The following is a 23,812-nucleotide window of genomic DNA, read 5'->3' as shown; positions in this document are numbered from 1 at the left end:
GTTGTCGCTCCGCAAGAGGGTCATCTATAATGAGCAAATGTGATGCCAGTCACAGCTTTATCGATTTTTCAATAGGATAGCCGCACCCGGCCAATAAAAAACCCCGAACATGTCGGGGTGGGTTGTCGGTTTTGTCAGAGAAATGACACAATTAATACTCGTCCTCCTCCCAATGTGTCTCCCGCTGATATTGCTCGAAACGGTGCGGATCCCGTTTAACCTGATGGCGTTGCAGACAGGGGGCATTCCAGTTTTCCTGTATCTCCGTCAACAGCAGGGCGATGGAGGTGGTGCAAGGCACGCTTACCGCCCTGACGCCCACACGCAACAGTTGTCGGAATACGCTCTCCCCCACCGCCACACAATACAGGGACAAACAGCCATCCAGCGCCGCGATGCGGCCGGCCAGTTTCTCCGGATCGTGTCCCGGTTGAGCCATGAAATCCGTCACCTGCAACAATTTGACCCGATCGGGCTTCACACCATAAATCGCCAGCCGGGGCGTCGAACCGAAATGCTGATTGACATGGTGTAAATCGGAGCTGGCGAAGGCGACGCGCAGGGCATAATCCGAGTCCGAATCGGTTGTCACCCTTAAATTGCGCTGGAAGTTAATCATAAGCCGCTGTCCTGTTCGGCCGGAACCAGGGAAAAATCCTGTTTAAGGGGAGAGTGGTAGACCGGCTGGTGATGTCGGCGATATTCCATGACATTGCCCAACTCGAACAGCGTGTCGCGCATACCGGCATATCCCTGGCGGGTACGGCGAAATTCTCCCAGCCGGTCATAAATGGGAAAGCCGGTGCGGATCAGCGGAATATCCAGCCGCGCCGACAGGCCGGCGGCATGGGAATTGGCAAATATCATATCCGCCGGGTTATCCGACAGCAAATCCGACAAATCTTCCAAATCCCCCAAGGTAACGGTTTCCACCGGCAGCGCGGCCAAGCCGGGCTGATTCACCGGCGCCACCACGCTGCCCACCGCCATTCCCTGGCTTTGGGCAAAATCGACCCATGCCCGCAGCAGATCCGCCTCGGCGGCCATTGCCAGCCGGCTGCCTTGCAGCGCGCCGTGGCAATCAATCATGGCATCCAGCAATTGCCCGCGCTGGCGCTCGATCCAGCTTGGCACTTCCCGCCCGGAAATACGGTGTAATTGAAGGATAAATTCATCCATCTGTTGCAACGTCATCACGTGCGGCATACGGATGCATTCGCCCCGGCTACGGGGCTCCAACAGCGCGGCAACCCGTTGCAGCGATACCCCGATAACAAAACTCGCGGCGCTTTGTCCCAACTGCTCCATCAGACGAAACGGCGTCCCTCCCTGAGTCAGGGAGCTGTAGTCCCCTGTAGCCAGATAACCGTCCAGGGATTGGGTCAAATCCGGCACCATGACGGGCTGCAAACCAAACGCCTCCACATAGCTGCGGATTAACTCCTGATCGCCGGGCGTGAACATATGGCTGAGAAACAGATTTACCCGTTTATTGCGTATACCCGCCGGAGGGGCGGCGGGTACCCATTGCTGCACCAGGCTTTCCAGCAGCGCGGCATAACCGTTTTCCATTGAACCGTAAAAATCCGGCGTACTGACGGTTAAAATCCCCACCTGCCGATGTTTGGGATGGCTTTCGCGGAACAGCGCCACTGCCCGGCTTAAATCGCTGCCCTGTGCTTCTGACAGGCCGGTGCTCAACAGCACGATAATGCGCGGCGTATTGCGTTCGCATAAGGTTTGCAGCGCGGCGGAAACATTATTGTCCGCCCCCATGATGGTGGTAATCGGCTCCATGGCGGTAGATTGCAAGGGAATGGGCTCATGGAAATGCTGAATAAAGAATACTTTGGCGAAAGCGCTGCATCCCTGTGCGCCATGAACCAGCGGGATGCAATTTTCCAGCCCCATGGCGGCCAGGATGGCCCCAAGGGGTTGCCCGCTTTTAATCGGACTGGTGGCAAGCGGTTTAACGGAACGGACAACATGTGTCATGATCTTCTCCTCAGCCTTTCAGTGCCATGGCGCGGGGCGGTTGACCTGCGACCAGACCGGACTTTCCAATGTACGGCATACTGCTTGCGCCAGATTGACCATACCTTGGTAACCGGCGAACGCCTCTTCGCGCTCCTGGTTGATATCAAGAAACGGCAGTCTGGCCTTATAGGCGGTATACATGTTTCTACCGCCGGCAATCATCATATCGGCGCCGTAGCGATAGGCGGTGTCGAGCAGCAGACGAGGATTACCTTCATCCATCATCAGGGCGTCTTCACCCATCAGCGCCCGGATGCGGGCCTTATCTTCTTCGGTTGATTTGCGGGTACCGGTGGCCACCACGTCCAGGCCCAGGTCCTGCAGCGCCGACACCACCGACCAGGATTTGACCCCGCCGGTATAGAGCAACACCCGTTTACCCCGCAGCCGGTCGCGCCATGGCGCCAATGTCAGCTGGACTGCAGCCTCTTCGCGGGCGATAAGCGCTTCGGTGCGGACGCGCAAATCCTCATCTCCCAGCAATCCCGCCAGTTGGCGCAAGGAGGAGGACATTTCACGCAGACCGTAAAAACTCCCCTCGAACCAGGGCGTTTCGTAGTGCTCTTGCAACTGGCGGGCCACATTGATCAAGGCGCGGGAACACACCAGCATATTGGCTTCGGAACGATGCAAGGTTTGAATTTCGGCAAAGCGCGCATCGCCGGATAGGGTGCACAAGACCCGCACCCCCAGTTCATCCAGCAGCGGCAAGACCTGCCAGAACTCACCGGCAATATTATATTCGCCGATAAGGCCGATACTGTGGCCGCCGCTCTCCGTCACCGGATAATGACTGGGCCAGGGCGCGGGCTCGCGCTGCCCCACCACCTGCCGCAGCATCACGTCGCCGGCGATACGGTTACCGAGATTTTTGCTGCCATAGAAGCCGGCGGCATCCACCGCAATGACCGGAATACCCACCGCCGCCGAGGCCGAGCGGCACACCGACTCGATATCATCTCCTTCCATGGCGGGTACACAGGTGTTGTAAATAAATATCGCCGCCGGCCGGTAGCGCTCTGCAATGTGGCGGACGGCGTGGAACAACCGGCGCTCGCCGCGCCCCATGATGACATCCTGCTCGCTTAAATCAGTGGTGAAACCCAGACGGTTCAACTCCGGCCCAGAGCTGCGGCTGCCGCGGTTGTCCCAGGAACTGCCCGCGCAGCCGATGGGGCCGTGCACCAGATGCGCCACATCCGTCACCGGCAGCAGCGTAATCTGCGCGCCGTCAAAAGCGCAGCCGCCGGCGGTGGAACCGGGCTTGGGCGGTTTACAACCGGTTTTGTGTTTGCCATTGTGTTCACAGGCGGGTTCCACAAACAGGGCGGCTATTTCGTTATTATTCATCATGGGTTCTCTGTGAAGCGGCATTATTTTACCTATTGCAATTAAGATGCAATTCAGAGGCCAGAGTTTAACACCTGTTTTAAAAGGACTTTTTATTGTCGTGATTGCGACAAATCAGACAACGGACCGAACAGTCCGCCGAAGACTTTTTTAAATCGATAGCCACCGCGCCGCCACCATATATCTCATTGACAAATGGTAAATTGGGAGTGAGAAGAATTGACATATTATTGAGTATTAACAAAGTAAAAATAAACCTAGAGAACGACCAGACATAGCGTTCTTTTCCGTTCTTTCCGGGAAAATAAAATATAATTGCAGTCTGCAATTATGTCAATTAAAAACAATAGCCATGGAAATATAACCGTGCCGTTTAATTTGCTTCAGAACATAACCGCTTCTCATGAAATGACACCATCCGCTCACCCTGATCATTCTGTTGCAGGAATGCCTCACAATCCGGTGTACCAGGGTGATATCGCAAAATCTGATAAAGATGATCCCTGTTCAGTCTATATATCCCGGATCAATTTTTTGTTGCATGAAATTTCACGCCAAAGTGATTTAACTGACAATTTTGATGAAAAAATTAACGTTTTCATTCAAGATATTTCCTGCAAAGGATATTTCCCCGACCCTCTAAAACTGATCCTCTGTCATGATTTAGGCCGATATTTACATTGCATCATTCAACTAATTGCTAAACAAAACACCCCCTCCATTCAACATTACCTGGAAAAAATGTTTTCTTATATAGATCAGGGTCCAGGAATAGCACTAATTATCATTCCAACGTTTTATGAAAAAATTAACAGCATGGTGTCTGGTAATGTCTACGAAAAAATGTGGATTGAAAAAACGCGGTTGATCAAGAAAACAATTTATGAATATGTCATCAGTATGCATGGTTTAACGAATATCGAAGGATATATTGATGCATTCAAATATCAATTGAGAGATACACCCTGGGGCATCGATTATGCGGATGGTGAAGAAATTATTGATTTAAGAAAAGCTCCCGAAACCGAAAATACACTATGTGGCCTATTGCAACAATTAAACTCAAATATAACCCTTGGTAAAACCATCATTTCCATAGGAGAAGAGATATATCAAAACGTTTTAGCCATTCTAAAAAACAATGATTACAATAACACAAATGAAAATTTTTTATGTCGTGAAAAAATGAGTATGCTTAATGTTTACTTGCTGCAAAATTATCCTTATATATCTTTACCGGATTGCCTTAAAATTGACTCTGTCGCCAATGAATATGTTTTAGAACATCCAGATATGATTTACAGCGCTATTGCAGTGGCATTAGAGAAAAACGACATAAGCCAGTGTTATTTTCAAATCGGACTTGCAAGGGAGACGCCTAACGTTAAAATAAGATTTGTTGAAGGGCTTTATTGGGTTGAAAACAAAATTACCGGTATCCAATTTCCTCTTACCCTGCATATTTTGAAGAGTGAAAAAATTAGCGGCATTCTCGATGACGAGATGGTTAAATTTGCCATCATTAACTCCGAACATAGTCAAATCTCGACAAATTTGCTAGCAGAGTGGTTTGATGACATAAGAAGCGTATGTTATGAAATAGAACATCCCGCTATTTTTATTACCGCCGAACATTATTTTTGCAATGACATACTCCCGATCAATACGACGTACAAAAATGGCACGACTCTTTTGATGGCTGCGATTATCCTAAAAAATAAAACTATAATAAATTATTTACTCACACGTTCGGATATCGATGTTAACATTCGAAATAACGACGGAATGACCGCCTTAATCTTGGCAATAAAATTAAACTCAATGGAAGCAGCTCGTGCCTTAATTAAACACAAAAACATCGACGTTAACATCAGGGACAATAATGGAATAACAGCCTTAATGTTGACGGTGAAACTTAACCTAAGATCAGCCTTCAATAACTTAATTAAAAATAAAAATATTAACGTTAATATCCAGGATTGCGATGGGAATACCGCTTTGTTTCATGCCATCATGTGTGAGAGAAAAGTCATTATCAGGCAACTGTTGAATTATAAACGCACTGACATCAACATCCTCAACAAACAGGGACATTCGGCACTATTTTTGTCGATTACTAAAGAATTTTCAATCGTAAAAAACATCATAAAGCACAAATTTATTAATATTAACGGTAACAACATGCATTGCATGCCCTTAATTAAAGCAGTAACAGAGAATCGAGTGGATATCGTTAAATTACTCCTTTCATCTCCCGGGCTCCACATCAACCGGCGCAATGAGGCGGGCAAAACGGCGTTCCATATCGCCGTTGTCAAGGGCAATGAAATGATTGTCGATGCGTTTTTGCAAAAGCGGCTTATAGATAATGATATCACGGACAATGAAGGCATGACGCCATTAATGCTGGCAAAAAAATCAGGCAATCAAAATATTATTAAAAAAATTGCCTATCATCAAGAGCATCAATAATAAAGCCAGTCTGCTGATGCCGGCTGGCACATTATCACATATGATATAATTCACTCAATTACACCGAAAAATCCGGCTGCGCGTAAGGTTGTGGTTTGCCCAGCCGCTTCGACAACCAGGGAGGTATACGCCCGCCCAGCATGGTTTGCAGCGCTTGCAGCTGTTGGCTGATGTCCATCGGCGGCTTGATTTTTATCGGATGAATGTTATTTCTGATTACACGGGCGGCGGCCGGACCGCCGATGGCCTCACAAAACAGTAAATGGCAATCGCTGATGAGCCTGGCCCGCGCTTCATTGCCCTCTTCTTGGCCGTCGGAGGTTTCGCGATAGCGGCGCACCTGCAGCAGAAAAGGCTCGAGGCCGTCAAAGGCATAGATAAAAAACAGCTTACTTTGACCGAAATGGCCGTCCACCATCAGGCCGTCGCTGGAAGCGAAGGCGGCGCGCAGCTGCAACGGTTGCCCGCGCTCAGGGTGCGTGGTGAGATGGACGGGCAAATCCCCCTTCAGGCAGGCCATCACCTGACGCCATTGCGTCTCCGACGGCGGCGGAACATCGGCGGGAAATCCCTGCGCCAGCGCGGCGGAACTGAGCCGCGCCAGCGGGGCGGACGACAAAGGCTGCCGGCATACCAGCTCCAGCCAGGAAATTAACGCCGGCGGCGGGAGCTGCGGCAACAATTGAGCCAGGGCGAATACGCGCCAGAATAAGGCATCGTCTGTTGGTACATTCATCGCTATACTCCTGTTCCCGAAGATTCCCCGCCGTTTTTGCTGGCGCGCAGACGCACCGGAAAAGGCGGTTTTCCCGGTTGCGGATAAATATAGTAGGACTTGCCGCCCTCCAGTTCGAAATTGCCCCCCCAGCACGCCGCGTCGTCGAATTCAATATGCAGGACCCGCGCTTCCAGGTCCTGTTTGGCGATATAGCAGTACAAACCATCGTTTTTTTCACTGAACAATACACTCGGCATCACAGGTCTCCAGCAAAGTCCACCCCGGCGCAAGTCCGGGGTGAAAGGTCAGCGAATCAGATCATAGCTATAATCGGTTTTGCCGAGTTTCATGGTGTCGCGATCCAGTTTTTCCAGCGTGGCGTTCACCAGGGTGGTCAACACCGTCATGGCGCCTTCATAGCCCCAGGTGGAAAGGCGGTGCAAATGGTGGCGGTCAAAGATCGGGAAACCGATGCGAATCAGCGGAACCTCAAACTGCTCCCCTTTGGCCAGCGTATCGCGCTGAATAAATTTGCCGTAGGAGTTGCCGATCATAAAATCCGGTTTACGGGTAAACATCAGCGAACGGAAGTGCCACAGGTCGCAGTTGATATAGACTTCGCTCTCCTGGCCGTAAGGGGAATCCGCCAGGATTTTTTTCATGGCTTTTTGCCAACGCTTGTTGCCGTTATGGCACAGGATCACCGTCGGTTCACACCCCAGTTCCAGCAGCATTTCCGTCATGCCCATGACAAAATCCGGGTCGCCGTACAGGCCGTAGCTCTTGCCGTGCAGCCAGGTATGGGAATCGAGCATCATATCCACCAGCCGGCCGCGCTCCAGCGTAAGGGCATCGGGAATGGGTTTTCCGGTGAGTTCGCTGACGGTCATCAAAAACCGGTCGGTGGCGTTCAATCCCATGGGGACGCTGACCGCGGTCGCCGGCTGCCGCCACTCTTCCTGCACCACTTTTTTGGTTTTCAGCAGATGCCAGGGTTGCAGCAGCAAGGTATCGATGGCGTTGGGGGCATCGCGCATTTCCTCCTGAGTAGTGCCGCCGGCGTACATGCGGTATTCGCCGTCCGCCGGGGTATCCAGCACTTCGGAGGGATCGGACAACAGGCTGTAGCCGACGCCCATCTGTTCCATCATGCGTTTAATGACCCGGTAATTACCCAGGTAGGTTTCAAAACCGGTCACCAGATTGATCTTGCCGTTGCTGCCCGGCTGAGAGTCCCGGCTTTCGCTTTTATCGGTAAATTCCCGGGCGAACCCTTCGAACATGTTATCCCAGCCGGTAATATGGCTGCCGATAAAGCTCGGGGTATGGGCATAGGGCACCGCAACCTTGCTGTCCACAAAGCCATCTTTTTTAGCATTGGCGATAAAGGAGCTGATATCGTCGCCGATCACCTCCGCCATACAGGTGGTGGAGACGGCGATAATCTCCGGTTTGTAGAGTGCCGCGGCGTTTTGCAAGCCATCATTCATATTTTTGTTGCCGCCGAATACCGCCGCGTCCTCGGTCATGGAATCGGAAACACAGGCCACCGGTTCCTTGAAATGGCGGTTGAAATAGGTACGAAAATAGGCCACGCAGCCTTGGGAACCGTGCACATACGGCAGTGATTTGGCGAACCCCAGTGAGCAGAGTACCGCCCCCAACGGCTGACAGGCTTTGGCCGGGTCGATGGTCAGGGCTTCGCGTTTAAAGTTCAGCTCCTGGTATTCCGGCGTGGTGGTCCATGCAAAGACCTCGTTCACCCGGGCTGCGCCGTGGGCTTCTTCCAGGTCGCGCTTGCTGGTGAACAGCGCCTGATATTCAGCCTCTTCAAACAGCGGATAACAGGCTTTGGTTTTTTCAACACTCTGACTCATGATTCTCTCCTCCCGCGCCACAAATCTGTGAACTGACGGGTTTAACAAGCGGGCAATCTCAGGCGGTCTTCAGCCACGGCGCGGTCATTTGGGTCCAGCTCGGGTTGTTTAACGTCATGTCCATATCCCGGGCGAATACGGCAAAACCGTCGTAGCCGTGATAAGGGCCGGAATAATCCCAGGAGTGCATCTGCCGGAAGGGGAATCCCATCTTCTGGAAGATATATTTCTCTTTGATGCCGGAACCAATCAAATCCGGTTTCAAGATTTTGATGATCTCTTCCAGCTCAAAGCTGCTGGCATCGTCAAACAGCAAGGTGCTCTTGTTCAGATCCGGCAGGGTGCGGTCGTAATCGTCGTTATGGGCGAATTCATAACCGCTGCCGACAATTTCCATGCCCAGGTCTTCGTAAGCGCCGATAATATGGCGGGGACGCAGGCCGCCGAGATATAACAGCACCCGTTTACCTTCCAGACGCGGACGATATTTGTTGATAACGGCGTCGGTTTGCGCCTGATAGCGGGCAATGACTTCTTCGGTCTTGGCTTGGATATGCACGTCGAACAGCGCGGCGATTTTGCGCAGGGATTCGGCGATTTTGGTCGGGCCGAAGAAGTTATATTCCATCCAGGGAATGCCGTATTTTTCTTCCATGTGACGGGAGATATAGTTCATTGACCGGTAGCAGTGCACCAGGTTCAATTTCACCTTCGGCGTATTTTCCATTTCCACCAGGGTGCCGTCGCCGGACCACTGCGCCACCACGCGCAGACCGATTTCCTGTAACAGGATCCGGGAAGCCCAAGCGTCGCCGCCGATATTGTAATCGCCGATAATGGCGACGTCATAAGGTGTGGTGTCGAACTCTTTCCCGTCACGATTGGACAGGATCCAGTCACGCACCACATCGTTGGCGATATGATGGCCCAGGGACTGGGACACGCCGCGGAAACCTTCGCAACGCACCGGCACCACCGGTTTGTCGAATTTTTTCTGCGCTTCCCGCGCCACCGCTTCAATATCGTCACCGATAAGGCCCACCGGGCATTCGGATTGAATGGAGATTCCCTTGGTTAACGGAAACAGCGTTTCCAACTCGTCTATCAGCTTGGCCAGCTTTTTATCGCCGCCGAACACAATGTCCTTTTCCTGAAAATCAGAGGTGAAATTCAGGGTACCGAACGCATTCACGCCGCTGTAGCCGGTATAGTAATTACGGCGCCCGGCGCGGGAATATTGACCGCAGCCGATGGGGCCATGGGAAATATGGGCCATGTCTTTGATCGGGCCGAACACTACCCCCTTCGAGCCGGCATAGGCGCAGCCGCGCACCGTCATAACGCCAGGCTGCGATTTACGGTTGGAGGTGATGCATTTACCGACGCTCTCCAATTCCGGGGAGCTTAACATGTAATGCTTGGCACGTTCTTTACGGGCTTTTTCAGGGAAAACTTCGAGCACTTCCTGAATCAGCGCCAGGGTTTGTTCGCCGGTAATATCGGTCATGGCGATATCCTTTACGAGAAATAACGGGGGCAATGTCCTAAGCCAGCCGTTGCCGGCTCAGGGACTTACGCAGGTCGATATCAGACGGACTGCGATTCTTCAGCGGCGGTTTTGCCAATAATGGTTTCGTCTTCCACGTCCATAATGCCGAATTCCATTAACAGCGCTTCCAGTTCGTCCATGGTGACCGGTGTCGGAACGACCATCAGTTTGTTATCAACGATTTTTTTCGCCAGAGTGCGGTATTCATTGGCCTGTGAGCAGGTAGGATCGTATTCGATTACGGTCATGCGGCGGATTTCCGCCCGCTGCACGATATTGTGCCGGGGAACGAAATGAATCATCTGCGTGCCCAGCTTATCCGCCAGCGCCATAATCAGTTCGTCTTCACAATCAGTCTGGCGGGAATTACAAATCAACCCACCCAAACGAACCTTGCCGGTTTTGGCGTACTTCACGATGCCTTTACAGATATTGTTGGCGGCATACATGGCCATCATCTCGCCGGAACAGACGATATAGATTTCCTGCGCCTTGTTTTCACGAATCGGCATGGCGAACCCGCCGCAGACCACGTCGCCCAATACGTCATAAAAAACAAAGTCCAGATCTGCTTCGTACGCGCCCTCTTCCTCCAGGAAGTTAATGGCGGTGATAACACCGCGGCCGGCACAGCCCACACCCGGCTCCGGGCCGCCTGATTCCGCGCAGCGGATGCCGGCATACCCTACCTGCAACACATCTTCCAGCTCCAGGTCTTCAACCGAGCCGACTTCGGCGGCCAGCTCCATAATGGTATTTTGTGCTTTGGCATGAAGGATCAGCCGGGTTGAGTCCGCTTTCGGATCGCAACCGATGATCATGACCTTCTTGCCTATCTCGGCCAGGGCGGCAACGAGATTCTGGGTCGTAGTGGATTTACCTATGCCACCTTTGCCATAAATGGCGCATTGACGGATAGCCATGAACATTCTCCTGTGAGTGGATTGACCCTTTATACAAAGCAGGGAATGTACCAAAAGCCTGTAATACTCAACATATTGATTTATAGTTATTTTTATAAAAGCGGCGTTTATTTCAGGACCGGGTTATGAACAAACAGCAAACCTTTTGTCGGAAACCGGACACAAGATGTCCGGTTAGAAGCGGGGAAATGGACATAATGGACAATGGCATGACCAGAACTGGCCAATCAGTCTTGGGATCGATAAAAAACGGCCGGGGCCGTCATTGAAGTGATGATAAAAAGAAATAAATTACGTTAGCGGAGGATTTACATTGAGTTAATCAAGATTATTTTGCTTGTAAAATCAGCATTCTGCCGGGGCTTTGACCAAACACAACCCTGAATGAAAATGCGCTTTGACAAATCCGGCCGACACCATTATTATTCGCAGCGTTCGGTCAATTCCTCTGTAGTTCAGTCGGTAGAACGGCGGACTGTTAATCCGTATGTCACTGGTTCGAGTCCAGTTAGAGGAGCCAATTCTTGTTCTGTGGATGTCTAATGATATCCACAGGTCATTGATATAGGGATGAAAATTATCCTTGTATGCTCCAGCGACATCCACTGAAATCCACCTGTATCCGATACTTTTAAGTCCATTTTTAAGTCCATCGGAAATGCGGGGGAGTTCGATTCCGGATTGTTGCTTTATGATTGTTCGATTGGAAACCAGAATCCAGCTCTGACCAAAAATCAGGAGCTACGATCATGGCACTTTCCGATACCACAGTCCGCCGGGCCAAAATTACCGGCAAAGCCTATACCCTCCCCGATGATGCCGGCCTTTCGCTTGCTGTTTCACCCAAAGGTGGAAAAACCTGGCACTTCCGCTATTACTGGGGAGGAAAACAAAAGCGAATCTCCCTGTACTGGCCAACAGAACACCCAGTTGGGGCTTCGCCTGCTGTTGCTGACAGGTGTTCGCACTGGCGAGCTACGCCTGGCTACGCCAGAGCAGTTTGATCTGGGGCGTGGATTATGGTTTATTCCACCGGATAACGTAAAACAGCTAAAAAAAGCTTTTGCGCAAGAACGGCAAGCACGTACAAGATATCCTGCCCTATACCGTCCCTTTATCTGTCCAATCTATTGAAATCATCCGCCACCTGCTCGGTAATATCAAACTTGCGCAGCGATTCCTCTTACCCCACAGTTCTGACCTGAAAAAGCGCATGAGTGAAAACACACTCAACCAAGCCCTCAAACGGATGGGATATAAAGATCGTCTGACTGGCCAAGGTATCCGTGGCACAATCTCTACTGCACTGCATGAAATTGGTTATCCAAAGACATGGATAGAAGCACAGCTTTCTCATACCGACCCGAATAAAGTGAGTGCAGCCTACAACCATGCGGCCTACGTTGAACAGCGACGAATCATGATGCAGGATTAGGCGGACCGTCTTGATTTGTTAGAACAAGGTCATATAGATGCCGCCAATAGCCGGTTGGTTATTCAGAGCAGACAGCAAGCGGCAATAAAAAGAGATGAACATCATCTTATCCGCCCCTGTTCAGAATGGAGCACGTCGGACAACGTTTCATCAGCCACAGCCGTCCCCACGAGAAAATTAAAGAAAATGAGCGAGGGAGCCCCTTACAGCAATTACACTACAGTGAGACTAACTCGCCTTTTCTGAACTGCTCAAGGTAACAATTTCCCGGCAAGTCCGGGGCATTCATGGTGTGAGCCGCTCAAAAAGCGGCTGGCGTGGATGCTAATGCGCATCCCTAAGTTGGCGCCATCTGGCGGTGGAAAGCCTATCACGGAAGGTGCAACTGATTCAGGCGATCATCCTTCGACGGCATCCGCAACATCATGTGCACATGACCAGTGTACAAATCCACCTTCCTCAACTCGGCTCCGTTTTTCCACAGCCAGGCGCTGAAACACCGTAAGCAAACGGGCATCTCGCCTTGTTGATCTCATTTCGTTATCGCATGCTCTTTTCTATATTATTTTTGGTTTGGAAGAGAGCATGTTAAAACGGCATACCCGCGCCGAACAGTTACGGCATATTGAAGCCTGGCGGCGCAGCGGATTAACCAAGTCACTTTATTGTCAACAACACCGCATTGCGCCTCACAACTTTTATCGCTGGTTGAAAATTCGGCCAATGAGCAGCGATGTGACCTCCCCTGCGCCCGGCGCGTTTATTCCCGTTCAGCGCAGGACCCCGGATGCCGGCCGCAACGACACTGTCTTGTTCAATCTGCCCAATGGCTGTTCGGTCAGTTGCCTTCCGGCTCAGCTGATGGTCGTCATGCAGGCTTTATCCTTATGCTGACCCCACAGTACATCTGGCTGGCGCTTGAGCCGGTTGACATGCGTCGCGGCATTGATACGCTCACCCAATACATCACCGACAATCTGCACCAGGCCTGGCAGGAAGGCGCCGCCTTTGTTTTTTGCAACAAGTCTCATTCCCGCGTGAAAGTCCTGCGCTGGGATAAACACGGCGTCTGGCTATGCCTGCGCCGCCTCCACCAGGGCCATTTTATCTGGCCCAAACAGGGCGATGGCGTCTGGATGTTGTCGCCCGAGCAGTTCGACTGGCTGACCAAGGGCATCGACTGGCAACGCGTTGACGGCCTGGATTTAAGCCAATGGAAATAAAGATAAAAGTGAATTAATACATTGATTTTAAATGACAATAATACAGTGATTTGATAAAATCAGTGCATGGATATCGACTCGCTGCTGACCTCACAAGACCCCGATGACCTGCGCTCCCTGGCGTTGAAATTACTCGCGGACCTTGAACAGCAAACATCGGAGCTTGAGCAGCAAACGCTAAAAAACCGGGCGCAGGAGGCGGTCGCATCGACACTGCGCGCCGACCTCGAGCAGCAAACACAAAAAAATCAGGCGCTGGCCCGGTATATCCAGCAACTGGAAGAGGCGCTGAAAAATGCCCGCCGCTGGCGCTTCGGCCGTAAAAGCGAAGCCTTCCAGGGCGAGCAGCGTGGGCTGTTCGACGAAGATATCGAGGTTGACACCGCCGATATCGAACAGCAGCTTGAAACGCTATTACCCGAACCCAGAGCCCCCAAACCGGCTGTACCTAAACGCCAGCCGCTGCCGCCGGAACTACCGCGCGAGGACATCCGCCTGGCGCCGGCATCGGACATGTGCCCGGACTGCGGCCATATCCTGCGCTTCATCCGGGATGAAATCAGCGAACGGCTGGACTATGTGCCGGCGCGTTTTATCGTGCATCGTCATATCCGCCCGCAGTATAGCTGTGAACACTGCGACACCTTAGTCAGCGCGGCTCTCCCGGCACAGCTGATAGAAAAAGGGCAACCCGGGCCGGGGCTGCTGGCGCAGGTGGTGTGCGCCAAAAGCCTTGATCATCTGCCGCTCTACCGTCAGCAGGCCATCTATCAGCGCAGCGGCGTCGAACTCCCCCGCAACACGCTCGCCGGCTGGTTCGGCGCGGTGGGCGCGGCGCTCAAGCCGCTGGCCGAGACGCTTCACCACGACCTGCTGCAACACCCGGTGCTGCAGGCTGACGAGACCACGCTCTCCATCCTCGACCCCGGCAAGGGCAAAACCCAACGCGGTTATCTGTAGGCCTACATCACCGCTCAAAGCGCCGACCGGGCGATAGTGCTCTATGACTGCCAACCGGGGCGCAGCGGTCAATACGCCCGCGACGTACTCAAGGGCTGGTCCGGCACCCTGGTGGTGGACGGCTATACCGGTTATCAGGCGTTGTTCGAAAAGGACAAGACGGGGAGTGAGCCCAAGGTGCTGGAGGCCGGCTGCATGGCGCACGTCCGGCGCAAGTTCTTTGACCTCTTTAGCGCCAATAAAAGCCCGGTGGCCAAACAGGCGCTGGATATCATCCGCGAGTTGTACAAACTTGAGCGCAAAATCAAGCACCGGCCGGCGGATAAAAAACGTCAATGGCGAAAGCGCTATGCCAAACCCCGGCTTGAGGCCTTCCGGCAATGGCTGTTGTTGCAGCATGCGCAATCCGCGCCCCACTCCGGGTTGCGTACCGCGCTGGACTATACCCTCAAACGATGGCCGGCATTGTTGCGTTATCTCAAGGACGGTCGGGTGCCCATCGATAATAACCGGGTCGAAAATGTCATGCGTCCGGTGGCGGTGGGGCGAAAAAATTGCCTCTTTGCCGGGTCGCTTCGTGCCGGGCAGCGGATGGCGGCTATCCTTAGCCTGCTGGAAACCGCCAAACTCAACGGTCATGACCCTTATATCTGGCTGCGGGATGTGCTGACGCGGTTGCCTTCCTGGCCCAACAGCCGGCTAAACGAACTGTTGCCCTACGCCGAAAACAGCTTTAGCGCATAGCCAATCCCTTGATATCTCATCCCCCCATCGTGGGTGGTCGGACCCGAAAGTCCGACCGGCACTTCGTTGCCCACTCTCTGCCCCAGGCTCTCAGCAAACGAATAAGAGTGAGGTTGTAGAGTGGCATGGCCGGTCTCAATGGTTCCTTAACCGTTCCTAAGGTTGTCAAATCAGCTTTACGGCAGACGCGGAAAGTATTATCCGGCCGGTGTTAAACGGCAAGGTGAGTTCACCAGCCGCTTACATATATCCCGTTCGAGCTGGGCTTCATTCAGCGCTTTTCGCAGATTGAGAACTTCGGACTCCAGCTCAGCGACCGAACGGGAGCCCGGTGTCACTACCCCTTTTCTAGCCGCAGTAACCCACTGTCCCAGAGTTCCCTCAGGAATGGATAACAGCGATGCGCCTTCATTTATCGACAGCTCCTGCTCCAGGACGGTTTTAACGGCTTCAGCTTTAAATTCTTTCGAGTAGCTTTGGGTTTTTCTCGTCATGATTTACTTACTCCTCTGATCCCATTCTATTTCAGGAAGGAGTGTCCGTAAAACTCAGGCTACCTCACCATGTGCATGACCGCCCAGTCAGGATCTTCCCGTGCACCGGGCCGGCTGTCAGATTCCGGGTAGAGCAGACGGGCAAGCTGTGCATCAGACATGCCCTCAGGCAAGGGCCACGAGACGGGAGAGCCCGCGAGTCGTTTGAGCATTTTCTGGATGGCACCGGTACTGACGTCGGTACACTGGCTTATCTGGCGCAAAGAGAGTCCGACGTCAAAACGCAGTCTTAAAATTTCACGGATTTTACGCATTGCGATCCTTTGATTAGGCATCTCTCTCTCCTGAAGGGGAAAAAGAGATGTATAGCAGGAACAAACAATGCGTTAAGAAAGATTCTGGGGAACGTGAACGCGGATTCTGGCAAGGTGAACACAGATTCCGGCGGCATGAACAGGAATTCTGGTCATGGAGCAAAACTGTGGCATTTTGAGCCAGAAATCGCGTTCACGATAAATCAGAATCAGCGTTCACGTTCCGCCAGAATAGGTGTTCACGGTGAGCCAAAATACACAGTCTGTTCCCTACGTCTTGAGGTGGGTAGTTTAGAGCTCCATCTCATTTAGAAAGAGCTCTATTTATGGAAAAGCCCGCCAATTGGCGTAACGGTTCCCGTAACACCTATTCCGACGACTTTAAACTGCATATGGTTGAATTGGCGTCCCGGCCAAGTGCCAATGTTTCCCAAATCGCCCGTGATAATAGTGTTGGCAGCAACCTTATCCGTAAGCGTACTTTCACCCTTGCAACTACCCACAGCTCCCGGTGGCCATTTCCCATCCGGTCTGTATTTCGTTTAATCGTCGCAGGCCACGCCAGATAACAATATTACCGGGCGGATGTTTATTTTTATTTCCCATATAACCTCCCAGTTGGGCAAGTTTTATCGTATATTTCTCGAGAGGAGATGATGACATGACTTGCGTTGTATCTTTAACCATCGTGTCCAGTATTTTTATCTCTGTTTCGCTGAAAGCAAGTTCTGCCGGAGCGGCGGGCATTTCTCTGCTTAACATTGTCAACCAGAATATTCGCCAGCTCAGAATACAGTAACAACAGAGTAAATTAGACCGCCGCTCTGCCGAACCCAGTCTGGAGCGCTCATCCTGACTTCATAACCTTATGGAACGTCTCAATTTTCCAGCGATGACTATACCATTCCAGCTTTTCCGTGGACTCAGCCAGATTTGTCACCGGCAGGTCAGTCAGTAATTTCCATTCAACCCTGGCGTTATTATTTTTCGGGCCTTCTTCTGTCGCGATAATTGCCGTCAGCTGTAGATCAGGATATTGCTTTGCCTTACCAATCGGAGGATGTAATGTGAAAGTTTTCCATCTGACATTCAGTATTATTTCGTGCGCACCTTCTTTGTCATTCCGAAGAAGGATTCGATGACGCCCCTGATGGTCAGAAGGTACATTTTTCATTTCCTCTTCCATGGTGGTATTTTCAGCCAGACGATTTACACACGTTCTGACCAGAAAATGAGTATTTAACTCTGATGCCAGGCAATACAGTTCGTAAATATCACTCTCACGGTCGCCAATATGCACGCATCGTTCCGGACATTGCAGTAACGCCGTTGACTGCCGCAAATTCTCAAGCCAGCGATAGCTTTCTTTTTCCTCAATGGGAACACGGGTGGGATTAATTTTCCTTTTGAGTGCATTCGTACCTTTGAATTTTTTTCCGGGTCCAGAATTTCACCGCAGTCAGGCACAGCGGGAGCCCGGATGTCGTTACGGCCAGACTGGAATGCATCAGGATCCCGCAGTTGATGCCGGTATCCTTGCCTGTTGTGATAAGTCCGGCCGTATGGCTGCCTGCAAATCCTACTGCATCAGGATTGTCCCGGTGGTAGCCGAATGCCGTGGTATCCTGGAGCAGAATTATTATAGGGTCTCCAACCGGAATCCATCAGGATGGATTTGACTGGATATTTATTCATTTTATTAAAAAAACAAACCGGTTAGATCAAAAACTCGGGGAAAGGATACTGTGAGCGGTCCTCAGCCTATATAACTTAACTTCTTCAGATATCAACATTAATTCCGTTTTTAATGTTTATCATAATACCAAGCTTTGAAGTATTTCAGAAAGCTATAAAGCGTAGCATAAGTCCCTGTGACGACACCCACTTTCCCTTTTTTCCATGCTCCAGTGAATATATACCACTTAAAGAAAGCACCAATAGCGCTTATTATGCCCCGAGCAAGAGAGGGTTTTATATCTTTGTACTTAACAAGTCTTGTGGTATACGTATTAAGCTTACTAAAAATTTCATGGATGGAATGGAAAGTATAGTGATTAATTCGGCCATTAAGAATTAGTGTCATTAGCGCCCCCTCAACGGCATCATCCACAGGAGAGTTATTAAACTTTGCACTCTGCCGGTTAAATAACCTTATCGGATAATCGGGCGATGAAATAGGATACATTGTTTTGACAGGTTCATTTAAGACAAACCAGTACCTAGGGATTCGATATGCGACCTTGATGTTATTAATTTTAATATTTTTCAATTTTTTTATTTCATTCACCAGCACATCATCTGCGATCTCATCGCTATCTAAGCATAACACCCAGTCATGGGTAGCTAATGAGATAGCAAAATTCATTTGCTGCGCATGCGTGATGTATGGATTAAATACAGGCGACAATGTATATTGCCGGCAAATGGACAAAGTATTATCAGTGCTTCCAGAATCAACTACTATAATTTCATCTGCGATCAAAAGAATTGGTTTTATAACTTCATGCAATAGCTTGTCAGAGTTATAGGTTAAAAGACATATAGAAATTTTATCCATATCCCCGCCATGTCCAAATCAGGATTAAATAAGCAAAAATAGTAATGTATTATATACATACAATACTTTACAAAAGTTGTGCGAAAAATGCTGCTTTCTTATTCATAGTTGAATCCTATCAGCCCTGATGGTTAAAAGCAGCGGGGCTGCCGCGCAGTACATTCTACTACCACCAGAAAATACTAACCCTGCCGGATCGCTATGAGACCGTTAATGCGCTGATTATGAGGCAATATCATCAGAATAAAGGATGATAGTTAACAAGGGGTTCTGGCGATACGCTTTCCTTCGATTCATTGCACAAGACACGTCTTAAACATAGGTCTATACCTTGCTGGGGAAGTGTTCGGTTTAACGGGGGGCGACGACAGAAACTGTGCAGACAGTCCTTTACAGTGCCGAAGAGGCTGGGGATGTTACGCCCTTCGGCACTGCAATAACTCCCTTTAGGGACCAGTACAACGGCCGTCAATGATTATGGATTGGCAACGGACTTGCATTCATCAACATAGCTGTATCCACGAGCTTCCATGAACTTCGATACGGCCTCTTCAGCGTCACAAAGCACTTCCTCAAGAGACTTATTGGCGTCGATATCAACAATTTGAGTGCCTTCAAAAGTCAGGAGCGGCGTTACCGCAATTTTTTTGGCAAGCGATTCTTGACGATGATCAGGCTTGCGAGCGCAGGCAACATCAACATCAACATTTAGTTTTATCACTAAATCTGGCTTGTGATCGGCCATCCATCGAAAAGCCGCACGTTCACGGCCCGCTAGCCAAGTAACAAAGCGACTACCTGGTGCGTTGGCTGGAAGCACCGTGCCATCATAACCACCAGGGATTTGCACCTGCGGAAAACGATCGGTTAATATCATTAGCCCGCGTCGACGAAAAGCCAACATGCGGCGAAAGCGCAATAATCGACGTAGCACGAAAGACATGATGACCAAGGCAGGCAGTGGGCCGGGAAGAGACTTGGCAATATTGGCCTTGTTAACTTCAATAGCCTTGCCAAGAGAGTTACCCATGACAGGTAGCTTTACAACTGCACGGGCTACATTTCCTGCTTGTTTGCCCAAGTGGACCCTTGCTGCAGGCCCATATTTTTTTACATAGGTAATAAGATGTTCGCAGACAGTAGATTTTCCAGAACCATCGCTGCCAATAACTGCTATGATCGGTGGAAGTTTTGAATTCATAAAAAAACTCTCTTCTTAAGATATCCCCAAAAATATATCATTTGAAAAGGGGAACGTCGCTATCAGTCGTTGTCACGACTAAGTGGAACAAATATCTTGAACCTAGAGTGGATTAGCATACAATAAATTTTTTTAATATTGGATTTTTTGATGTGAGCCAACAGATTAGATCCATTGCTAATCATCCCCCAATACGGGTAATAGCGATAACGGGTTGTGATGGCTCGGGTAAATCGACTCTGGCCGCTAGCCTAGTAAGCCACCTCTCTTCGCAAAGCTCGACGGAATTGATTTATCTTGGGCAGTCGTCGGGACGCATAGGCCAATGGATCCGTAGTCTACCCATTATTGGTGCTCCCTTTGGTCGTTATTTGCTGGCGAAATCTGATCGTGTACATGATCGTCCTGCGTCCCCCCCAGACAATATAACGACGCTGGTGATCTACTTACTTTCTCATTGGCGGGCTTACAAGTTCCGGCGAATGTTGGCGAAGAGTCAACAGGGGCATTTGCTGATTACGGATCGTTACCCTCAAGCTGAAGTGGCTGGGTTTCGCTTTGATGGTCCACAGCTTGCCAAAACGGTTGGGGGCAACTGTTGGGTGCGTGCGCTGAGAAAACGTGAGCAAAAGCTCTACCAATGGATGGCCTCTTATCCGCCTCTGTTATTGATTCGGCTTGATATTGATGAACAAACGGCACACTCACGCAAACATGATCACAAGATTGCTGCTTTGCGTGAGAAGATTACGGTCATACCACATCTTACTTTTCATGGTGCCAGGATTCTTGACTTAGATGGGCGAAAGCCAGCGAGTGAGATTCTCGATGAGTCGTTACGTGCGATTCGAGCCTCTCTTTCGTCGTCACGAGTTTAGGCTTGTCATTACCTTTTAATACTAAAGTAAATGCTAATAGATAGCTTGAACGAAAAAAACGATTCGTCACCCGCATATGTTGCCGGGTTGGTTGCGGTAGTGGGCTGTGATGGCACGGGAAAGTCCACACTTACCGCGGAATTAGTAAAAAACCTGCGAACACGTTGGGTAACGGAGCGTCGTTATTTAGGGCTAATCTCCGGTGAAGGTGGCGATAAAATCAAACGCCTGCCATTAATCGGCGTGTGGCTCGAGCGGCGCTTGGCTGCCAAGTCTGAAAAGACCCAGCGCATGAGCAGCAAGTCTCCAGCACTCTGGGCTGCTTTGATTATGTACGGTTTCTCATTGTTGCGTCTGGCTAATCTACGCAAAATACAGCGTTTGGCACAGAGCGGCGTGTTGGTTATTAGCGATCGCTATCCGCAGGCAGAGATTTCAGGTTTTTACTTTGATGGGCCCGGCATTGGGGTGGAGCGCGTGAAGGGCTGGCTGATGACTCGTTTAGCGGCAAGTGAGCGGCGGTTGTATCAGCGGATGGCTTTATGCCGCCCCGAATTAATCATTCGCCTTGATATTGATGTCGATACTGCATTTTCCCGCAAACCTGACCATAGATATGAGGAACTGCAGGATAAAATTGATGCCATGGTAAAGCTTCATTACAATGGCTCCAGGATTCTCGAGCTGGATGCCAGAGCGCCATATAGTGAGGTGCTGGAAAAAGCACTGGATGTTATATCTTCAGTCGCCGTAGCCTCTCAGCGTAGGGATAAAGTCATCGTGTAAACATGCCGCTTTTAGCAATAGCCCGGTCCCCCCTCTGCCTAATGCGGGCGGAGAAATAAGGGGGATCTAACCTGGGGTTTATTGCGAACGGACATACGATTTCAGCGTTTCGATTGTTGCGCCGCAGGCACTACCGGCGAAATAAGCGCGTGACCATAGCACCGCTATCCCGTTCCTAACGTTGTCAAATCAGCTTTGCCGGTGACGCGGGAAGTATTGCCCGGTTAATATTGGATGGCAGGGTGAGTTCGCCGGCCGGTTGCTAAAGTAAAATAATTAACCAAATTATTGCCGTCATCACTACAGTGACTAACTGCGCCGCCCCACCCAAATCTTTTGCTCGCTTTGATAAAGGGTGTAAATCTAAGGAGACACGGTCTACCACGGTTTCAATAGCTGTGTTAAGTAACTCAACCACCAGTAAAAGAAAACAACTGGAAATTAAGAATAAACGCTCGATCTTTGTAATGTCCAAAAAAAATGCGATGATCACTAATATTGAGTCAATAATAAACAACTGGCGAAAAGCATCCTCTGTTAGCAAGGCATCAACAAGCCCAGCCAACGAATTATTTATGCTGCTTGTCAATCGTTTGACTCCTTTCTTCTTTTCAAATGTCATGAATATTTGATCTTATAACAAACGAAAGTGATCAAGAGTTTCCACTAATAAATGGTCGGGTATTGTCATTTTTAGCGATCAGAAACATTCCAGATAAATCTATTCAATCGTCGTTCACTCAGCCGCTTTGTCTTGTCAGCGGCCAAAGACATCCTAGGCAAGGCGCGCGCACTAAGTGACCCGTTAGCATCACCTCAGGGACTTCAAAAACAAACCGACTTATCTACGCCGGGTCAGAACTGCTTTTCGTACAAGCGATAGCGCTTATAAGGAATCGCGCCAATCCGCTCCAAGATCGTACGCATACCTGTATTAGTCTCTAAGATCCAAGACATCTCTAAAGCATCGATATCCCGCTTCGCAAAGGAGTCACGTAACGCCTCAATTAATAGCAACGCAATAACGGGCCCCAAACGACTAAATTGATACTCTTGGCGAACCCCCATCAAGGGCACTCTGGCGGTAGGCACACCACGAATTTTCAGACGCCATAACAGCTTCGCCCAGCCAAAAGGGAATAAACGCCCCTTTAAACCTGCGATAGCCTCATTAATATTTGGCAAACCAACAATAAAGGCACAAGGTACTGAGTCTATCTCGGCAATATAAATCATGTCGTCCGGTACTAAGATCTTCAATTGCTCACCCATGGTGGCAAACTCATGCTCAGTAAAGGGCACAAATCCCCAGTTATTCTGCCATCCAGAGTTAAATATCTGCCGCAAAATCTGCATTTCCTCACTAAACTGCTTACGATTGATACGACGAATGGTCACCTTTTTGCGCACCTGATTCATAAGTTTAGTTAATGAAGGAGAAAAATGCAGGTCTGCTAGATGCATCCAATAGGCCAGTAAATCTATCCCTTGTGCATATCCTTGCTGCTCTACACTAGCGGCATAATAAGGCTTGCCGTGCGTCATCAGTGCAGACGGTGGAGTATCAAAACCATCAATCAGTAAGCCGCTTTCTTGGTTAATATTTAGACTAAAAGGCCCGGTAATTTTTCGCGTGCCTTTAGACTTCAACCAGTCCTCTGCAGCGGTAAATAGCGCACTAAATACTTCCGGATCATCAATGGCATCAATCATCCCAAAGTGCCCCGTATCCTCGCCATAAAGTTCGCGGTGTAAAGTGTCGATTTGTGCCGTTATCCGGCCAACAATCTTATCTTCTTTTTTGGCTACCCATGCCTGCCACTCGATATGTTCAGTACCGGGGTTTTTCTTGGAAAGATGCTCTGCACGCTCGAGATACAAGGGTTCGATCCAATTAGGATCATCGCGATATAGTGAAGAAGGAAAAGCGATGAAGGCCTTAAGCTCACGCTTGTCCACAATTTTTTCAACGCGAATCATAAACACCCTTATATCTTTAGAATTTACTGAAAAAACATATGATAACCTGGCCTATATTATCCAGTCTGTGTTGTCTTGGTGCGTAATTCTTCCCCCTATCTAGAGACAAGAAAAAATATTATTACCTTAGCTATGTCTAGGCAAAAGGAGCCCTATTATATTTTGATCTCGCACCTCCAGTGTCCTCTAAAAACGTGATGTCATGTGCGTGTATCCGCGCGTTAGGCATATTATGCTTTCCATTATTAAGATTAAGCGCCGCGCTTGCCAGGCCCGCTCAACACATTCAATATGTCTACTGACATTATCTATAT

20 protein-coding genes, 1 tRNA gene and 5 pseudogenes are annotated in these 23,812 nt (G+C 50.0%); 9 read left to right on the top strand and 17 right to left on the bottom strand.

What is annotated here, in order from left to right:
- Window positions 1–151: 151 nt before the first annotated feature.
- From HB631_RS16110 to nifE, 3 genes are read right to left on the bottom strand one after another with little or no spacing between them, the layout of a single operon-like run.
- Window positions 152–619 carry a NifB/NifX family molybdenum-iron cluster-binding protein gene (locus tag HB631_RS16110; RefSeq protein WP_213992185.1) on the bottom strand — a complete coding sequence of 156 codons (468 nt, stop codon included), beginning with the start codon at window positions 617–619 and terminating at the stop codon, window positions 152–154.
- Window positions 616–1,995, bottom strand: a complete 1,380-nt coding sequence (gene nifN / locus HB631_RS16105) for a nitrogenase iron-molybdenum cofactor biosynthesis protein NifN (RefSeq protein WP_213992184.1) — start codon at window positions 1,993–1,995, stop codon at window positions 616–618. Before nifN ends, HB631_RS16110 begins: the two co-directional genes overlap by 4 nt.
- Before the next feature lie 18 nt (window positions 1,996–2,013).
- A complete protein-coding gene (gene nifE, locus HB631_RS16100; RefSeq protein ID WP_213992272.1) occupies window positions 2,014–3,387 on the bottom strand; it encodes a nitrogenase iron-molybdenum cofactor biosynthesis protein NifE in 1,374 nt (457 codons plus the stop codon).
- Window positions 3,388–3,717: 330 nt separating this feature from the next.
- Between nifE and HB631_RS16095 the strand changes: the two genes are divergently transcribed.
- On the top strand, window positions 3,718–5,859 hold the full coding sequence (locus HB631_RS16095; RefSeq protein ID WP_213992183.1) for an ankyrin repeat domain-containing protein: 2,142 nt from the start codon (window positions 3,718–3,720) through the stop codon (window positions 5,857–5,859).
- A 58-nt stretch (window positions 5,860–5,917) separates the two neighbouring features.
- Here HB631_RS16095 and HB631_RS16090 read toward each other — a convergent pair whose 3' ends face one another.
- The 5 genes from HB631_RS16090 to nifH all read right to left on the bottom strand — a co-directional run bounded on the left by HB631_RS16090 (window position 5,918) and on the right by nifH (window position 10,926).
- Window positions 5,918–6,595, bottom strand: coding sequence for a NifB/NifX family molybdenum-iron cluster-binding protein (locus tag HB631_RS16090; protein ID WP_213992182.1), 678 nt, complete (start codon window positions 6,593–6,595; stop codon window positions 5,918–5,920).
- A gap of 2 nt (window positions 6,596–6,597) precedes the next feature.
- On the bottom strand, window positions 6,598–6,834 hold the full coding sequence (locus tag HB631_RS16085; RefSeq protein WP_213992181.1) for a NifT/FixU family protein: 237 nt from the start codon (window positions 6,832–6,834) through the stop codon (window positions 6,598–6,600).
- Window positions 6,835–6,882: 48 nt separating this feature from the next.
- The gene (gene nifK, locus HB631_RS16080; RefSeq protein ID WP_213992180.1) at window positions 6,883–8,454 is read right to left on the bottom strand and encodes a nitrogenase molybdenum-iron protein subunit beta; all 1,572 of its coding nucleotides are present in this window, start codon (window positions 8,452–8,454) and stop codon (window positions 6,883–6,885) included.
- 58 nt (window positions 8,455–8,512) lie between these two features.
- The gene (nifD, locus tag HB631_RS16075) at window positions 8,513–9,961 is read right to left on the bottom strand and encodes a nitrogenase molybdenum-iron protein alpha chain (protein WP_213992179.1); all 1,449 of its coding nucleotides are present in this window, start codon (window positions 9,959–9,961) and stop codon (window positions 8,513–8,515) included.
- Window positions 9,962–10,041: 80 nt separating this feature from the next.
- A complete protein-coding gene (gene nifH, locus HB631_RS16070; protein WP_213992178.1) occupies window positions 10,042–10,926 on the bottom strand; it encodes a nitrogenase iron protein in 885 nt (294 codons plus the stop codon).
- 444 nt (window positions 10,927–11,370) lie between these two features.
- Between nifH and HB631_RS16065 the strand changes: the two genes are divergently transcribed.
- The 5 genes and pseudogenes from HB631_RS16065 to HB631_RS16045 all read left to right on the top strand — a co-directional run bounded on the left by HB631_RS16065 (window position 11,371) and on the right by HB631_RS16045 (window position 15,288).
- Window positions 11,371–11,446: transfer RNA gene (locus tag HB631_RS16065), tRNA-Asn, on the top strand.
- A gap of 229 nt (window positions 11,447–11,675) precedes the next feature.
- Window positions 11,676–12,358 (top strand): annotated as a pseudogene (locus tag HB631_RS16060) (site-specific integrase); the annotation flags it as partial.
- 588 nt (window positions 12,359–12,946) lie between these two features.
- Complete coding sequence (locus HB631_RS27080) at window positions 12,947–13,255, top strand: hypothetical protein (RefSeq protein WP_255557048.1); 309 nt, start codon at window positions 12,947–12,949, stop codon at window positions 13,253–13,255.
- Window positions 13,249–13,584: an IS66 family insertion sequence element accessory protein TnpB gene (gene tnpB / locus HB631_RS16050; RefSeq protein WP_213992177.1), complete on the top strand. Its 336-nt coding sequence runs from the start codon at window positions 13,249–13,251 to the stop codon at window positions 13,582–13,584. The genes HB631_RS27080 and tnpB overlap by 7 nt, the downstream gene beginning before the upstream one ends.
- 66 nt (window positions 13,585–13,650) lie before the next feature.
- Window positions 13,651–15,288 (top strand): annotated as a pseudogene (locus tag HB631_RS16045) (IS66 family transposase).
- 236 nt (window positions 15,289–15,524) lie between these two features.
- Here the strand turns inward: HB631_RS16045 and HB631_RS16040 are convergent.
- Window positions 15,525–15,782 (bottom strand): annotated as a pseudogene (locus tag HB631_RS16040) (transposase); the annotation flags it as partial.
- A 59-nt stretch (window positions 15,783–15,841) separates the two neighbouring features.
- Window positions 15,842–16,117: a hypothetical protein gene (locus tag HB631_RS16035; protein WP_213992176.1), complete on the bottom strand. Its 276-nt coding sequence runs from the start codon at window positions 16,115–16,117 to the stop codon at window positions 15,842–15,844.
- 305 nt (window positions 16,118–16,422) lie between these two features.
- Here HB631_RS16035 and HB631_RS27310 point away from each other — a divergent pair.
- Window positions 16,423–16,572, top strand: a pseudogene (locus HB631_RS27310) (transposase); the annotation flags it as partial.
- Between the two features lie 19 nt (window positions 16,573–16,591).
- Here HB631_RS27310 and HB631_RS16025 read toward each other — a convergent pair.
- The 4 genes from HB631_RS16025 to HB631_RS16005 form a co-directional block, all read right to left on the bottom strand.
- Window positions 16,592–16,858, bottom strand: a complete 267-nt coding sequence (locus HB631_RS16025; protein ID WP_213992278.1) for a hypothetical protein — start codon at window positions 16,856–16,858, stop codon at window positions 16,592–16,594.
- A gap of 85 nt (window positions 16,859–16,943) precedes the next feature.
- A complete protein-coding gene (locus tag HB631_RS16020) occupies window positions 16,944–17,396 on the bottom strand; it encodes a hypothetical protein (protein WP_213992174.1) in 453 nt (150 codons plus the stop codon).
- A 504-nt stretch (window positions 17,397–17,900) separates the two neighbouring features.
- The gene (locus HB631_RS16010) at window positions 17,901–18,653 is read right to left on the bottom strand and encodes a glycosyltransferase family 2 protein (protein ID WP_213992172.1); all 753 of its coding nucleotides are present in this window, start codon (window positions 18,651–18,653) and stop codon (window positions 17,901–17,903) included.
- Between the two features lie 475 nt (window positions 18,654–19,128).
- Window positions 19,129–19,854, bottom strand: coding sequence for a thymidylate kinase (locus HB631_RS16005; protein ID WP_213992171.1), 726 nt, complete (start codon window positions 19,852–19,854; stop codon window positions 19,129–19,131).
- Window positions 19,855–20,006: 152 nt separating this feature from the next.
- On the opposite strand from HB631_RS16005, the gene HB631_RS16000 reads away from it, so the two are divergent.
- Window positions 20,007–20,732, top strand: coding sequence for a hypothetical protein (locus tag HB631_RS16000; RefSeq protein WP_213992170.1), 726 nt, complete (start codon window positions 20,007–20,009; stop codon window positions 20,730–20,732).
- Between the two features lie 30 nt (window positions 20,733–20,762).
- A complete protein-coding gene (locus HB631_RS15995; RefSeq protein WP_213992169.1) occupies window positions 20,763–21,518 on the top strand; it encodes a hypothetical protein in 756 nt (251 codons plus the stop codon).
- A gap of 78 nt (window positions 21,519–21,596) precedes the next feature.
- Here the strand turns inward: HB631_RS15995 and HB631_RS15990 are convergent.
- The 3 genes and pseudogenes from HB631_RS15990 to HB631_RS15980 all read right to left on the bottom strand — a co-directional run.
- A pseudogene (locus HB631_RS15990) lies at window positions 21,597–21,680 on the bottom strand (IS200/IS605 family transposase); the annotation flags it as partial.
- Between the two features lie 100 nt (window positions 21,681–21,780).
- Complete coding sequence (locus HB631_RS15985) at window positions 21,781–22,140, bottom strand: diacylglycerol kinase (protein ID WP_213992168.1); 360 nt, start codon at window positions 22,138–22,140, stop codon at window positions 21,781–21,783.
- A 233-nt stretch (window positions 22,141–22,373) separates the two neighbouring features.
- Entirely contained in the window at window positions 22,374–23,498 is a 1,125-nt protein-coding gene (locus HB631_RS15980; RefSeq protein WP_213992167.1) for an N-acetyltransferase, read from the bottom strand.
- Window positions 23,499–23,812: the final 314 nt, after the last annotated feature.

The sequence above is a fragment of the Sodalis sp. dw_96 genome (assembly GCF_018449575.1).
GTDB lineage: Bacteria > Pseudomonadota > Gammaproteobacteria > Enterobacterales > Enterobacteriaceae > Acerihabitans.
Note: the sequence above shows the minus strand (reverse complement) of the source record. Positions and strands in the feature narration are given on the sequence as shown.

Bases quoted from the DNA above. Each gene is read 5' to 3' on its own strand.
- HB631_RS16110 (WP_213992185.1), bottom strand. From the start codon at position 619: ATGATTAACTTCCAGCGCAATTTAAGGGTGACAACCGATTCGGACTCG.
- nifN (WP_213992184.1), bottom strand. From the start codon at position 1,995: ATGACACATGTTGTCCGTTCCGTTAAACCGCTTGCCACCAGTCCGATT.
- nifE (WP_213992272.1), bottom strand. From the start codon at position 3,387: ATGAATAATAACGAAATAGCCGCCCTGTTTGTGGAACCCGCCTGTGAA.
- HB631_RS16095 (WP_213992183.1), top strand. From the start codon at position 3,718: ATGTCAATTAAAAACAATAGCCATGGAAATATAACCGTGCCGTTTAAT.
- HB631_RS16090 (WP_213992182.1), bottom strand. From the start codon at position 6,595: ATGAATGTACCAACAGACGATGCCTTATTCTGGCGCGTATTCGCCCTG.
- HB631_RS16085 (WP_213992181.1), bottom strand. From the start codon at position 6,834: ATGCCGAGTGTATTGTTCAGTGAAAAAAACGATGGTTTGTACTGCTAT.
- nifK (WP_213992180.1), bottom strand. From the start codon at position 8,454: ATGAGTCAGAGTGTTGAAAAAACCAAAGCCTGTTATCCGCTGTTTGAA.
- nifD (WP_213992179.1), bottom strand. From the start codon at position 9,961: ATGACCGATATTACCGGCGAACAAACCCTGGCGCTGATTCAGGAAGTG.
- nifH (WP_213992178.1), bottom strand. From the start codon at position 10,926: ATGGCTATCCGTCAATGCGCCATTTATGGCAAAGGTGGCATAGGTAAA.
- HB631_RS27080 (WP_255557048.1), top strand. From the start codon at position 12,947: ATGTTAAAACGGCATACCCGCGCCGAACAGTTACGGCATATTGAAGCC.
- tnpB (WP_213992177.1), top strand. From the start codon at position 13,249: ATGCTGACCCCACAGTACATCTGGCTGGCGCTTGAGCCGGTTGACATG.
- HB631_RS16035 (WP_213992176.1), bottom strand. From the start codon at position 16,117: ATGCCTAATCAAAGGATCGCAATGCGTAAAATCCGTGAAATTTTAAGA.
- HB631_RS16025 (WP_213992278.1), bottom strand. From the start codon at position 16,858: ATGTTAAGCAGAGAAATGCCCGCCGCTCCGGCAGAACTTGCTTTCAGC.
- HB631_RS16010 (WP_213992172.1), bottom strand. From the start codon at position 18,653: ATGGATAAAATTTCTATATGTCTTTTAACCTATAACTCTGACAAGCTA.
- HB631_RS16005 (WP_213992171.1), bottom strand. From the start codon at position 19,854: ATGAATTCAAAACTTCCACCGATCATAGCAGTTATTGGCAGCGATGGT.
- HB631_RS15995 (WP_213992169.1), top strand. From the start codon at position 20,763: ATGCTAATAGATAGCTTGAACGAAAAAAACGATTCGTCACCCGCATAT.
- HB631_RS15985 (WP_213992168.1), bottom strand. From the start codon at position 22,140: ATGACATTTGAAAAGAAGAAAGGAGTCAAACGATTGACAAGCAGCATA.
- HB631_RS15980 (WP_213992167.1), bottom strand. From the start codon at position 23,498: ATGATTCGCGTTGAAAAAATTGTGGACAAGCGTGAGCTTAAGGCCTTC.